The sequence below is a fragment of the Phyllobacterium sp. T2-21 genome (genome assembly GCF_055378485.1).
The window spans coordinates 87,109-100,709 of sequence record NZ_AP027916.1; the positions used below are offsets into that span (position 1 = coordinate 87,109).

8 protein-coding genes are annotated in these 13,601 nt (G+C 54.4%); all 8 read left to right on the plus strand.

Translation table 11 applies throughout. The features are described from left to right. The first annotated feature begins 154 nt into the window (after positions 1–154). A complete protein-coding gene (locus ACZ5FP_RS25190; RefSeq protein ID WP_464665237.1) occupies positions 155–997 on the plus strand; it encodes a 3-oxoadipate:acetyl-CoA acetyltransferase in 843 nt (280 codons plus the stop codon). Continuing rightward, positions 994–2,880 (plus strand): bifunctional sugar phosphate isomerase/epimerase/4-hydroxyphenylpyruvate dioxygenase family protein, encoded by a 1,887-nt coding sequence (locus ACZ5FP_RS25195; RefSeq protein WP_464665238.1) that lies wholly within the window; start codon positions 994–996, stop codon positions 2,878–2,880. The genes ACZ5FP_RS25190 and ACZ5FP_RS25195 overlap by 4 nt, the downstream gene beginning before the upstream one ends. 635 nt (positions 2,881–3,515) lie before the next feature. Beyond that, entirely contained in the window at positions 3,516–3,767 is a 252-nt protein-coding gene (locus tag ACZ5FP_RS25200) for a hypothetical protein (RefSeq protein WP_464665239.1), read from the plus strand. Positions 3,768–3,907: 140 nt separating this feature from the next. Continuing rightward, positions 3,908–4,450, plus strand: coding sequence for an invasion associated locus B family protein (locus ACZ5FP_RS25205; protein ID WP_464665240.1), 543 nt, complete (start codon positions 3,908–3,910; stop codon positions 4,448–4,450). Between the two features lie 145 nt (positions 4,451–4,595). Then, complete coding sequence (locus tag ACZ5FP_RS25210; protein ID WP_464665241.1) at positions 4,596–8,699, plus strand: autotransporter outer membrane beta-barrel domain-containing protein; 4,104 nt, start codon at positions 4,596–4,598, stop codon at positions 8,697–8,699. 427 nt (positions 8,700–9,126) lie between these two features. Beyond that, entirely contained in the window at positions 9,127–11,229 is a 2,103-nt protein-coding gene (locus ACZ5FP_RS25215; protein WP_464665242.1) for an ATP-binding protein, read from the plus strand. 12 nt (positions 11,230–11,241) lie between these two features. After that, complete coding sequence (locus tag ACZ5FP_RS25220; RefSeq protein WP_464665243.1) at positions 11,242–12,150, plus strand: response regulator; 909 nt, start codon at positions 11,242–11,244, stop codon at positions 12,148–12,150. A 356-nt stretch (positions 12,151–12,506) separates the two neighbouring features. Then, complete coding sequence (locus tag ACZ5FP_RS25225; protein WP_464665244.1) at positions 12,507–13,103, plus strand: SDR family oxidoreductase; 597 nt, start codon at positions 12,507–12,509, stop codon at positions 13,101–13,103. Positions 13,104–13,601: the final 498 nt, after the last annotated feature.

Genomic DNA, 13,601 nt, shown 5'->3' on the forward strand with positions numbered 1-13,601 from the left:
CTCCCCATCGCGACGTCACCGGTGGTTCGGTCTGCGATTGACGTATAATGTACGAACTGGTACGTTCATGTCAAGAGAGCGCGGAACCGCTGCTCGAACGAGTGCAAAAGCGGTCCTGTGCGGTGATTTCAATACGGCCAAGGGAGGGGCCCGAATGAACCCAGTCGTCATTGCAGTTGCTATCACCGGATCGGTGCCACGCAAGAAGGACAATCCGGCCGTGCCGGTCAGTCCGTCCGAGCAGATTGAATCAACGCATGCGGCCTATGAGGCCGGAGCATCGCTGGTGCATATCCATGTGCGCAATCCCGATGAGAGCCCGTCCTCGTCGCCGGAAAAATTTGCTGAAGTGCAGGATGGCGTCATCAGGTATTGTCCGGGCATGATTGTGCAGTTTTCCACCGGCGGACGTGGCCGTGATCCGGGGCTGCGCGGTTCATCGCTTTATCTCGGGCCGGATATGGCATCGCTGTCGACGGGCTCGGTCAACTTTCCCTCCATCGTCTACGAGAACCACACTACGCTTGTGCATGATCTTGCCGGCCGGATGCAGCAGCATGCCATCCGGCCGGAGATCGAGATTTTTGACCTCTCGCATCTGCACGGCGCGCGGCGGCTGGTTGATGCCGGATTGATGGATGACCGCCCGCATGTGCAGTTCGTCATGGGTGTCGAAAATGCCCTGCCGGCCGATGAACACCTGCTTGACATCCTGCTGGAGGAGTTGCGGCGGGTTCTGCCGAAGGCAACATGGACGGCAGCGGGAATTGGCCGTCATCAGGCAAGCGTCATGGAATGGGCCCTGCGCCGCGAGGCGCACGCGGTGCGCACGGGTCTTGAAGACAATATTCGCATAACGAGGGAGCGGCTGGCCCAAAGCAACGCCGAACTGGTCGAGATGGCTGCGCAGACGGTCATGCGTTACGGACGCCGGGCGGCAAACTGCCCGGAGGCACGCGCAATCCTGTCACTGTCACCCCGCGGAGGCGTCGCATGAAAACATCGATTGCAACCGTTTCGCTCAGCGGCGAACTGCCGGAAAAACTCAGCGCGATCGCCAGGGCCGGCTTTGACGGCGTCGAAATATTCGAGAATGATTTTCTTGCTTTTGACGGCAGCGCGCGCGATGTGGGCAGGATGGTCCGGGATCACGGGCTGGAAATCACGCTTTTCCAGCCGTTTCGCGATTTTGAAGGCATGCCGGAACCGCAGCGGTCACGCACCTTCGACCGGGCGGAGCGCAAATTCGACGTGATGCAGGAACTGGGCACCGACCTGGTGCTGGTGTGTTCGAATGTCTCGCCGGTGGCACTCGGCGGCCTTGACCGTGCGGCGGCGGATTTCCATGAACTGGGCGAGCGGGCGGCCAAACGCGACCTGCGCGTCGGCTATGAGGCGCTAGCCTGGGGGCGGCATATCAATGATCATCGCGATGCCTGGGAGATCGTGCGGCGTGCCGGTCACGCCAATATCGGCCTGATCCTTGACAGTTTTCATACGCTGGCGCGCAAGATCGATGTCGGCTCGATCCGCTCGATCCCCAAGGAGAAAATCTTCATCATCCAACTTGCCGACGCGCCGCTGATCAGCATGGACCTTCTCCATTGGAGCCGCCACTACCGCAACATGCCGGGCGAGGGCGATCTTCCCGTTCTCGACTTCATGCGGTCCGTGGCGGCAACAGGATATGATGGCTATCTGTCCCTCGAAATCTTCAATGACCAGTTCCGCGGCGGCTCGCCGAAATCCATAGCCGTCGACGGGCACCGCTCGCTGGTTTATCTCGGCGATCAGGTGGTGCGGCGTGAACCGGACGTTGCCATGATCGTTCCGCCCATGCCCGATGCGGTCGAGGTGAACGGTGTTGCGTTTGTGGAATTTGCGGCGAGTGCGGATGAGGCGGAGGACCTTGCCTCGCTTCTACGGGTGTTGGGCTTCCGCAAGACCGGCAAACACAGAACCAAGCGCGTCGACCGCTACAGCCAGGGCGCGATCAACCTCATAATCAATACCGAGCGGCAGGGTTTTGCCCATTCCTCCCACGCGGTCCACGGCATGTCGGCCTATGCGCTCGGTCTCGATGTCGCCGATGCACGTGCTGGATTTGAACGTGCACTGGCATTGGGCGCCGAACCCTTTGAACAGCCCGCGGGACCGTCCGGGATCAGCATGCCGGCGGTTCGTGGTGTCGGCGGGGATATTCTCTATTTCGTCGACAACAAGCCCGGACTTGCCGGCATTTGGGACGAGGAGTTCGACCCGGTCGATGACGCCGGGGCATTGGGGGATGCCGGGTTGCTGCGTTTCGACCATGTGGCGCAAACCATGAATTTCGATGAAATGCTCACATGGCTTCTGTTCTACACTTCCATTCTGAAGGCGAAGAAGACACCGATGGTCGATATTATCGATCCCTCGGGCATCGTTCGCAGCCAGGTCGTCGAGAACGAGGCGGGCTCGCTGCGCATCACCATGAACGGCGCGGAAAATCGCCGGACCCTCGCGGGTCATTTTCTCGCGGAAAAATTTGGCTCCAGCATGCAGCACCTTGCATTCGAAACGGGTGATATCTTTGCGACCGCCGCGGCGCTAAATGCCAACGGCTTTACGCCTCTGGAAATCTCACCGAATTACTATGATGACGTCGAAGCGCGTTTCGGGCTTGATCCCGATCTGTCCGACAGGCTGAAAGCGGCCAATATTCTCTATGACCGCGATGAATACGGCGAGTATTTCCAGCTCTATAGTCCCAATTATGGCGAGGGTTTCTTCTTCGAGATCGTCGAGCGGCGCGGTTACGGGGGATATGGAGGACCGAATGCCATTTTTCGGATCGCTGCCCAGAAACGCCATATTCGCCCGCAAGGCATGCCAAAGTAACTGCTGGCATAGATGCCAGAATATTACATATTCAGAATAATAACCTGACCCAGCTTCTTCATTTGCAACGGAACCCACCATGCCAATGTCTATCTGCTGAGTGCTTTCACATTGAGCTACATGGCAAATACGCTGGGCATGCCCAATACGGATGGCCTCAATGCTGTAACGATTGCATCTGTCTGTGGAATTGTGGGTACACCGGTGTGTTGATTTGCACTGAGAGCTGACCCCAGGTGGTGAAAATAAAATATGTTTATAACAATTGACCGCACTCAGCGTCGCAATCTTACAACGCGTCGTTTCACCGCGGCCGATGCTGTTGAAATTCAACGACGACGAGATACGTCGTCCCGGACTGCACTACGTATCCTCATGCTCCCCACTTAGCATGACGCCGCAGAACCGCTTATCGCCTATAATCGCTTCCAATATGAAAGCATAACAATTTAGCAATTTCAGTAGGTTGGAGGATCAGAGCCTTCTTCAATCTGAAATGGTCCCGAAATGGAACCAGTTCCGAATTACTTTTGGGCATTTTTATAAGAAATAGCAGGCCAAGCGGCCTTCCAAACGCATGTGAATGTCGCCCCGATGACAGTGTTGACTGCATCGTAACGGGAGCGGGCGTTGTCATGATGAAACAGGGATCCAATGGAAATGCATCCAGTTGTGACCACCCGGAGCAAAAGGTTCGTCGCGCTGTGCTGAAGGCGGATTGCAGCGGGGAAGGTCATCCGCAGCACCTGACGACATCGTGTTCGGAAGCAAGGGCAGAGCAGGAAATCAAAGGCCCTCCTCATATTTTGCTGCCGATCTGGATCGGAGTGATCGCTGTCTGCCTGTTGTTCTGGGTATTCATCGCGACACTCTTGCTGGATTTCTGAGGGCGAGGGTGCGCAGCGACGCCCCATAGAAATGACATTCAGAGTCCTTTGGCACGACCGCGCTTTTTGGCCAGCCGGGATACAGAAAAACGAATGCACGTGCGGACCTCTTGGTTCGACGTGCTTAAAAGGAAATTCAAATGCTCAAATCAGTTCTACTTTCTCTCGCAGGCGCTGGCATTGCCGCGCTTGCAATCTGTAACCCGGCCCTAGCCTCCGACAGTGGGCTGCCAGGAGGTGCAACATCATTGCGTGAACAGTATGGCGCCTGGACAGTCATCTGTGGTGTTGACGACAAGCAGACCAAGAACTGTATCCTGCAACAGGAGCAGGTTCGTCAGGTCAAGAATGGCCCAAGCCAGCGCTTCTTGGCCGTTGAGATTCAGCCTAAGGGGAAAGAGGCAGACGCTCTGTTAGTGTTGCCACTTGGTCTTAAGTTGGACAGTGGCGCCATTCTTCAAATCGATGATGGCAAGGCGAGTGAAGCCAATCCATTCCGAACATGCGTTCCTGCGGGTTGCATTGTCGGCATCAAAGCCGATGCCAAAATGCTAGCTGCATTGGGGAACGGTAAGGCGGCGGCGGTCAAAACTATGACGGATGAGGGTAAGGATGCAAATTTCACCATCACCCTTGATGGCTTCCAAAGCGCATTCAACCGCGCTGTCGCGCTGAAAAACTAAGGCGATCAATCAACTGAAGGCATGTGGCGGGCTCTTCATCGGAAGAGCCCGATGCTTCGCCACGCCGATTATCGCCAACTTACACAACAATCAAACGATCCAGCTGCCGGCCAGTGGCGTCAGCGCACAACAGTGAGTTCATAACATGCAAACGAAATCTAAACGCAGAGGAGGGCTCTCCATCAGCTCCTCCATCAAGCGACTGGGACTGTCGACGGCACTCGTATCAGTGTTGGCTGTTCCTGCATTTGGTCAAAGCTATGACCTTGTCATTGACTCTGACCAGACATCCGCGGTGCAGCTTCCTGCATCTGGGGGCGCGGTTCTGGTACAGGACGGGGTGACGGTCAGTCCTAACACGCCAGCTGCCGGTTTTGCTCTTGGCGGAATTGACGCCCTGAACTGGACTGTCGTTAATAACGGAACGATTAACTACGACCCTGGCAGTGGCGGATATGGCGTTCAGCTTATTGGAGACGCGAGCGCAGTTATAAACGCAGGCTCTATTTATGGCAGTTATATTGGCCTACAGAGCGGAACCAATTACCTCAGCAATTTGGACACAATTTCAATCACCAATCTGGCGGGCGGGACGATCGGTGGCGGCAGCAATGGGATCAATGCTTGGGATGGCTTGAAGGTTGAAAACCACGGCACGATTTCCGGCGGTAATGTAGGCGTATATGGCACCAACAGCGGCAAGACAGACGGTGACAAGTCAAAGTCCATTGCCAACTACGGAACTATTTCCGGTGGAAGGACAGCGATCTCATTGTGGTATGGAACCGAGATTCTTAATGCCGGTGGCGGTCAGATTCTTGGCGGGACCAGTGGTGACGGTATCGATGTAGCGAATTCCGGTTCGTTCAACATAACCAATGAAGCTGGCTCCACCATTAGTGGTGGCCGTCGCGGGATTAGCTCGGCCTATTTTAATACGTGGGTCAATCTGGATAACGCCGGGACGATCGAGGGCGGAACTGGCGCCGGTGCATACCTCTATGCGAGCAGCACGGTCAACAACAAGGAAGGCGCAACGATCAGCGGAGCCGGCGGCCTTATGTTGGGGCGGTCTTCTTATCATACCTTGACCAATGCCGGAACGATAAAGGGAACCGGTACGACCCTTGTCGAAGGAGACGCCAGCTATGACGATCTAGGAGCAGGTGCCGGCATTTATATTGGCGGCGGCTTTGCCAATATTCAAAATCTCGCGTCCGGCCGCATCGAAGGTGGTGCTTATGGCATTTATACGGGTGCCCTGTACGGTACTGCCCCTGGTAATTCTGCCTTAGACAATGCGGGCACGATTACTGGCAATACCGGCATTGGGGTTGATGGTGTTGGTATGAGCATCGTCAACGCCGGTACGATCGAAGGTACGGGCGGCGTTGCCATTGCCTTTGCCCAGTCCGATTCGTTTAACTGGAACAGCCTGCGGCTCAAGACCGGTTCCGTCATCAAGGGTGATGTCATCGGCAGCGTCGGCAACAATGCATATAACTCTCTAGAGCTAACCGGAACGGGAAGCGAGGATATCTCGAAGTTCAAGAACTTTCAGGTTTTGCAGCTGCATAGTGATTGGATGGATCCGGATAATACTCCGGCCAATTGGACCCTGACGGGTTCCAGCACCTTCTCACAATCGGCCTCAGTTGAATCCGGAACATTGGTTGTCGACGGTGCGTTGGCAACACCAAATCTGACTGTGCAATATGACGGAATGTTAGCAGGTTCTGGCGTGATTGCTGGTGAAGTTGACGTTGGCTACGGGGGGACGCTTGTCGGCCGCCAGGGTCAGGTTCTGACGATCGATGGCAATCTGGCATTGAATGAATATGCCAATGTTGACGTGGCACTGGGCGCGCCCAGCAGCAACGGCTTGTTCGATGTGAAGGGCGATCTGACAATTGCCGGGAAGCTCAATGTCTCGGATCTCGGTGGATTCGGCGCGGGCGTTTACCGCATCTTTGACTATGGCGGCTCGCTTACTGATAACGGCTTTGCTCTTGGCACGTTGCCTGGCGGCATCAATTCGGCTGATCTTTCAATCCAGACGGCGATTGATAAGCAAGTCAATCTGATCAGTGCTGCGGGAGTGAAGCTCAATTTCTGGGACGGCACGATCACGCCTGTCGATGGCAATATGCAGCGCGGCGACGGCGTGATTGCCGGCGGGGATGGCATCTGGGACGCTTCAAATGTGAACTGGACCGACGCAAATGGAGCGATCAATAGTCAGTGGAATGGTGAATTCGCCATCTTCCAGGGTGCGGCCGGAACCGTGACTGTTGACAACAATAAGGGCCAGGTTGCCGCTGCGGGCATGCAGTTCGCAACCGATGGTTATGTCGTCGAAGGTGATGCGATCAAGCTCTCCGAAAAGGAGAGTGTTGTTCGTGTTGGTGTTGGCTCGCGTGCAGGTGCGGATATGACCGCGACGATCAAATCGGAACTGACCGGTTCCGGAGGTCTGGTGAAGACCGATTACGGCACACTGATCCTTACGGCCAATAATACCTATACGGGCGATACGGCAGTGAAGGGGGGCGCGCTTGTCGTCGGCACGGCGACAAGCACGGATGCCGCACTTTCCGGTAGCACGGCGGTGAATGTGTCAGCGGGTGCCGTGCTCGGCGGTTATGGTAGCATTGCAGGCAATGTGACCAATGATGGTGTGATTGCGGTCGGCGATGCGATCGGCTTGACCGGCGGCCCCAAGGGCGAGGCCAACTTCCGTATCCTCGGTGATCTTGCCAACAGTGGCAGTGTTATCGTTGCCGGCTCCGGCGTGGGTAACCAATTAACGGTGGGCGGCAATTACATCGGTAGTGGGGGCACACTTGTTCTCAACACGGTTCTCAACGAGGGTGGCGCTAACGGGCAGACCGATAAGGTTGTGATCGCCGGCGACACGTCAGGCACGGGAAAAATCGCCGTTAACAATATGGGCGGCACCGGAGGGCTGACTGGTTCCAATCCAACCGACGGCATCAAGGTCGTGGAGATCGGCGGCGAAAGCAATGCCGAGTTCAAGCTGGCGCATGCCGTCGTCGCAGGCATCTACGACTACGATGTCTACAAGGCCGACGGCCAGAACTGGTATCTGCAGTCGCGTGAGAGTGATCCAACCGACCCCGGCAATCCTGGCGCCGGCCACGTCGTTGATACGGTTCCGGGCTACAACGTCGCGCTTGCCGGAGCACAGGAGCACGTCCTGACGACGCTTGACACGTTCCACGAGCGTGTTGGTGAACTGCGTTCGGAGGATATGGAAGATGGCTTCCATGCCTGGACCCGCGGCATTGGCAAGACCGGTTCCTATTCGCCGAAGAGCATCACCGGCTACAATGGCCATGGTTTTGATCTGACGACAGGCGGCGTGCAGATTGGCGGCGACTATTCGCTTGGCGGTGCGTTCACCCCCGGCGACAAGTTGACCGTTGGCGTGTTCGGTGAATATGCCCATTCGAACTTTGATGTTCGTGGTCGCACCGCAAGTGGCTCGATCTCCAGCAAGGGCATTGGAGCCTATGCGACGTGGCAGCAGAATGCGCCAACATCAACCAAGCCCGGCACCGGCGCCTATGTCGATGCGGTCGTCAAGCAGGATTGGCTCGATTTCGGTGTTTCAGCCAAGTCTGTTTCAGGTTTCGATATTGGCCACAACTATCATGGCAAGGCCAGCTCGGCATCGATTGAGACAGGGTATGGTTTTGATCTTGGCAACAATGTCGTTCTGCAGCCGCAGGCACAGCTGACCTGGTCGAAAGTGACAGCGGACAATTTTGTCGACAGCACCGGCGTTGCTGTTCGGGGTCAGGAAGCAGAATCTCTGCGCGGACGTCTTGGTATCCGCCTGGAGAAGACCTTCTTCTTTGGTGATGATCAGGAAGATGAGGTCTCCTTGATGCCAGCTCCAGAAAAGCCGGCAAAGGGCAAAGCGAAGGCCAATGGCAAGGTGAAGACCAAGGTTGTTGTCGAACAGCCGAAGAAGAAGAAATTCGTCAAGTCGGTCACGACCTACGTCGATGCCAATGTCAAGCATGAGTTCAAGGGCAGGAACGGTCTCACCGCGTCCGACAATGCCATTGGCAATGATACGCGCGGCACGCGATATGATGTTGGTGTCGGCGCAGTAGCCAAACTGTCCAAGAATGTCGGCCTGTTTGGTCGGGCATCGGTCGAGTTTGGTGGCAGCACCAATGTGGCCGGCACGGTTTCGGGCGGTCTCAAGATCACCTGGTAACGAAAACCGGACGCCAGTTCTTGACGACGTCCGGACGCAGCACCTGCCCGGTTCGACTTCTGATTACCGGGTAGAAATGGTGCACATTGTTCCGGCCGGATGCTAGAAAGGCATTCGGCCGGAATTCCGACTAGGGCCGCGTCACCCTGTGCGGAATGAGCGTGATTTCCGTTCATCTCACGAAAAAACACTGAACAGCCCTGTCTTCCAAGGAAATCAGCAAATGTGAAACAGTTTTGATTGCAGCCAGTACAGTCTGATATGGGTCTGCGCTGTCCTGGTGTCCAGCGAAGAGCATCCGGAAATGCATTGATGTAATTGAAGCCAAAGGTTGGGACGATTGCATGACGTACCCCCAGCCACCGAAAGTTGCTATTGATAGCGGCGCATATACTAGTATGGCCGATCAACGAGCGGGCGTGGGAAAATGAGTCTCCATAGAAAAATGGACCGGCGGACAATTGCCTCCTATTGGACGGCAGTAACTTTTGTTATGTCGATCGCCTTTATCGGCGCAGTCACAATGATCTGGCAGGATTATCATAGCAGGATGAACGCTGCGAGCCAGGACGCAATGAATCTGGCGAGAGCTCTATCGGAGCACACCACTCAAATTTTTGTCTCATTGGAAGCAGTCAGTCGTGCCGTGATGGAAGACCGTGCCAATCCGATCGTTTCACAGGACATGTTGTCGGAAGTGTTAAATCGTCGTGCGAAAGCCGAACCGGCAGCGACCGCCATCGCCATCGTGGACAAGGTCGGGCACGTCGTTGCGAGCAACGTTCTGACCTATCCAGTTGGCCGGGATTTGTCCGCGGACGCTTCATTTAAGATATTGAGTACAGAACCCGGGCTGGTTCGATACGTCAGCCCACCCTATCAGACAGACTTTGGAGGAAGGAAGGATTGGAGCGGCTGGACAATGAATTATGCCAGGAAAATTCTTTCCGAGGACGGGAGCTTCAATGGTTTCATCCTGGTCGTTGTTGATGGGCCATATCTTTACGGCTTTTATAACACTCTGCAGGAACAGAGCGGACGCGTCGTTGGTCTTGTTGGACAGGATGGAGTTGTTCGTGCGTCGAACGTTACGGAAGTAATCGGAAGAAACCTTAGCGCGTTGGCCCAAACCGTTATCAGAGACGGTGGGGGGATCGTTGTTGGCCCTTCCGTTCGAACGGGTATCGAGCGGATATTCGCCTATAGTAAATCATCGGCGGCCCCACTACTCGCCTATGTTGGGGTTCCAACCGGGCCGATTTATCGGGCGTGGCTAACGGTATCGGGCATAATAGTCACTGCTCTACTCGCATTGTTTGCTGCGCTTGTTGCACTTGGCATAATCTTTGGAAAATACATCAAAAATCGCGCTTCACTGATGTCAAGTACGCTCGATATTGCGCGGGAGCGCCAGGAGCGGGAGTTTCTGGAATCGATCCTGAACACCGGTGGTGCGCTCGTGGCGGTTACGGACGCTCAGGGTCAATTTGTCGTTGCCAACTCGGCTTTTCGGGAAATCTTCCAGCTCGAGACCGTTCAAGCCGCAGCGATGGACACGGGTACCAATCCTCTTGAATATGCGCTTGGCCATGAATTGCAGTCCATCATCGACCGTTTGCCTTATCAAACAAACCGCAATGTTGTTTCGCGCAGCGGCCAGAAGCGTGAACTCTCGTGGACGGTAACGTCCATTCGCGCCAATGACGGATCAATTAAAAACTTGGTGGCGATCGGCTTCGACATCACCGAGCGGCGTGCGGCCGAGCTGGCGATCTACCAGTCCGGCAAAATGATTACGCTCGGTGAGATGGCAACAGGCATTGCCCACGAAATCAATCAGCCATTGGCAACAATCACCATGGCGCTCGATAATCTCCGCGAAAGGATCAAAACGGGCAACGCTGAGCAGGAATTTGTTGATACCAGTCTCCAGTTGGTCAGCGAGCAGATTGAACGAACTGCAGCTATTGTGGGGCACATGCGAATTTATGGTCACCGTACAGATGGACGCGCGCATCCGCTTGATCCAGCTCGTGCCGTAGATGGAGCTCTGTCGCTGGCGCAAACGCAGATTGAGAACTCGGGAATTGGATTAATAAAGAACTATAAGTTTGGTCGGTTTCAAATACTGGGCGATTTAACTCTCTTGGAACAAATCGTGCTGAATATCCTCTTGAATGCCCGCGATGCAATCCTTGAAAAGCCAGGCCCTGTGAACGAGAGCTTTGACTCCTACGAGTGGATTGAGGTCAGTATTGTCGATAGTGATCATCCAGGTATGATCGAGATAAGGATTGCGGATTCAGGCCCCGGAATCGCATCAGGTGTTCTTGACCGCCTTTTCGAACCGTTCTTTACGACGAAGCCGATTGGCAAAGGTACGGGATTGGGATTGTCACTCAGCTATGGAATGGCCCGTGATCTCGGTGGTAGCATCGAAGCGTGCAACACGGGCAGCGGCGCAGAGTTTCGCATTCTGATGCGAGAATACGAAAATGCGGAATCTGTTGAACAGTTATCTACGAATTAGAAGGCTAGGCTCATGAGCGTTCCCGTCACTGTTGCATCGAAATCGAGAGTGCTGCTCGTGGACGATGAAATCGCTTTGCTCGGTGTGCTTGGCACGGCACTGACCGATGGCGGGTATGATTGCATTCGGGCCAATAGGGCCGTGGATGCGCTCCGTTTTCTTGAAACGACCCCAGATATAGACGTCATTGTCAGCGATATCCGCATGCCTGGCATGAATGGAATTGAATTGCTCAAGGCGATACGTGAGCGCTATGATGATCGGAAATGGCTGCAGGTGATATTCGTCACTGGCCACGCCACGATTGATAATACGGTTGCAGCGCTGCGCTTGGAGGCAGTGGATTTTCTCCAAAAACCTGTGCGCCGGGAACAGTTGCTCGAAGCTGTCGAGCGTTGTGCGCTCCGGGCAAGAGAACAACGAAGCGCCGTAAATGCGTGGACCGAAGGAAAAGAGCATCTGCACCGTATCAGCGAGGAAGCAAAGCGCCTCTCCGAGATGCTGATGTCGTTTCCTGACAAGATGCAGCAGTCGGCTGTTGTGCCGGTTGAGAATATCAGCAACAATCCCAGTGAAAATGATACGCCTTCTACGGAACGGCTGCTCGAACTCCTGCAAACACGCGACATTCGAACTCGCTATTTCACCGACAAACTGTTCGCAGATCCGGCATGGTATATGCTTCTCGATCTTATGGAGAACCGTTTGCTGCAACGCAATGTTTCGATTTCGAGCCTCTACATTGCATCCGGAGTATCAGCGTCGACGGCATCCCGCAGGCTGGATGAGATGGAAGAAACGGGATTGATTGAAAAGTGGAATGATCCTGACGACGGACGTCGCCAATATGCCCGTCTGACAGATCGTGCAGTGGAACTGCTCAATTCCTATCTTTATACGCTGCACCGGCAGCTGCGCTAACCGGCCAACTGGTTAACCGATGAAGTCTTGAAAACGGACACTCTTGCGATTTCACGAGGTAATAAAAAGGTTATCAGAATATGCATTGCTTCCACGATTAAAATCCAACCGTCCTGACGTTCAGGACACATTTCCGCCAGCAAAAACACCCATTTTGGCAGCACTTTTTATTATATAAAACAATTGGTTAGATTTTAACTCCTCAGCTTGAGAGCCTTTGCCTCCAATGTGGAAGGTGTTTCCTGCGACATTGGACACGTTTTGCGCGAATTAACGGCCATTCCGGCCTCTCAAATCAATCCAGAGTATCGCCGGCACCGCAGCTTACTGCTGTTCTTATCGGAGTTGACTTTGATATGTTAAAGCCAAAACAACACGCGATCCTCCTGGTTGGAGTTGACGAGGAAGTCAGGCCTGACCTGGCCACGGCGTTCGAGGCACGGGGAAGCGGTGTATATTGGATTGATGTACCATTCACGGTTTCAACTGACGGGTCAGGAGTGGTTTCCACTGAAAGCGAAGCCGGGATAATCGAGGAACTGGATCGTCAGTGCCAATCGATTGGGCGGATTGACGTTCTAGTGAACTGTGTTTCGTTCAATGTCGAGGGCGATTCCGTGCCACGACCCTCTTTCGCCGCGATCCACGCAGCAGCGCTCATGCAGCTAAGCCGCCCGTTAAAGGCTGTGCTTCCAGGCATGATCATACGCCAGAAAGGTCACATAATTGCGCTGGTCGCTCGTGGCTCCGACCGCACCGACTCGGAATCGTACGACGCCGCCGCCTCTGCGGCAGCCACGATCTCTCATCGTATCAATGAGGCCGTTAACGGGGACAATATCAGATCGGATGTGTTGCTTCATCAAGGCTCATATATTGACCCTCAAAAGATGGGCTTCATCGAAACTCTTGTTAAACTTGCCATTCCGAAAGCCATGTCCGATTGTGATTAAACGTGGAATATTGATTCACTTTAGGATGTTTGGGTCTTCTGCATTTTACGAGCAGGTAATGCGAATATAGTCGCAGCGTGGTGAATTGGCATCGGAAAATAGTGTCAATAGACATTTGATTTCCGAAAGCGTGATGCCTTGATCTTGTCGCTGGTGACTTTTTCGGTTCCCCTCAGAGTACTGAAATGTGATGGCCGTCTTATTCGCCAACGATGCTGTATCGCAAGAATGACATAGAGAATAGAAGCGATTCTCGAGAATTCTCTTCTTCTCCCCAATCAACAACTTGCTTATATTGCTGTTAAAATAATCCTCTTCTATGCTTTTAATGTTCTGCCTGATTCTTAATCAAGTAACTTTGTTTCGCTGGGGGCGCCGGAAACATGATTCCTTTTGGCTTATCACGAGGCACCGCCAGGCAGTACGGCAATCGGCTCGTGTTGTCCACGAGCGCCGTTGCTATCCTGCTGGGCACTGCGATTCCCGCTGCCTGGGCGG

What these genes read in the sequence shown, in the direction of transcription:
- ACZ5FP_RS25195 (WP_464665238.1), top strand. Translation starts at nt 994, where the DNA reads ATGAAAACATCGATTGCAACCGTTTCGCTCAGCGGCGAACTGCCGGAA.
- ACZ5FP_RS25205 (WP_464665240.1), top strand. Translation starts at nt 3,908, where the DNA reads ATGCTCAAATCAGTTCTACTTTCTCTCGCAGGCGCTGGCATTGCCGCG.
- ACZ5FP_RS25225 (WP_464665244.1), top strand. Translation starts at nt 12,507, where the DNA reads ATGTTAAAGCCAAAACAACACGCGATCCTCCTGGTTGGAGTTGACGAG.
- ACZ5FP_RS25210 (WP_464665241.1), top strand. Translation starts at nt 4,596, where the DNA reads ATGCAAACGAAATCTAAACGCAGAGGAGGGCTCTCCATCAGCTCCTCC.
- ACZ5FP_RS25220 (WP_464665243.1), top strand. Translation starts at nt 11,242, where the DNA reads ATGAGCGTTCCCGTCACTGTTGCATCGAAATCGAGAGTGCTGCTCGTG.
- ACZ5FP_RS25200 (WP_464665239.1), top strand. Translation starts at nt 3,516, where the DNA reads ATGATGAAACAGGGATCCAATGGAAATGCATCCAGTTGTGACCACCCG.
- ACZ5FP_RS25215 (WP_464665242.1), top strand. Translation starts at nt 9,127, where the DNA reads ATGAGTCTCCATAGAAAAATGGACCGGCGGACAATTGCCTCCTATTGG.
- ACZ5FP_RS25190 (WP_464665237.1), top strand. Translation starts at nt 155, where the DNA reads ATGAACCCAGTCGTCATTGCAGTTGCTATCACCGGATCGGTGCCACGC.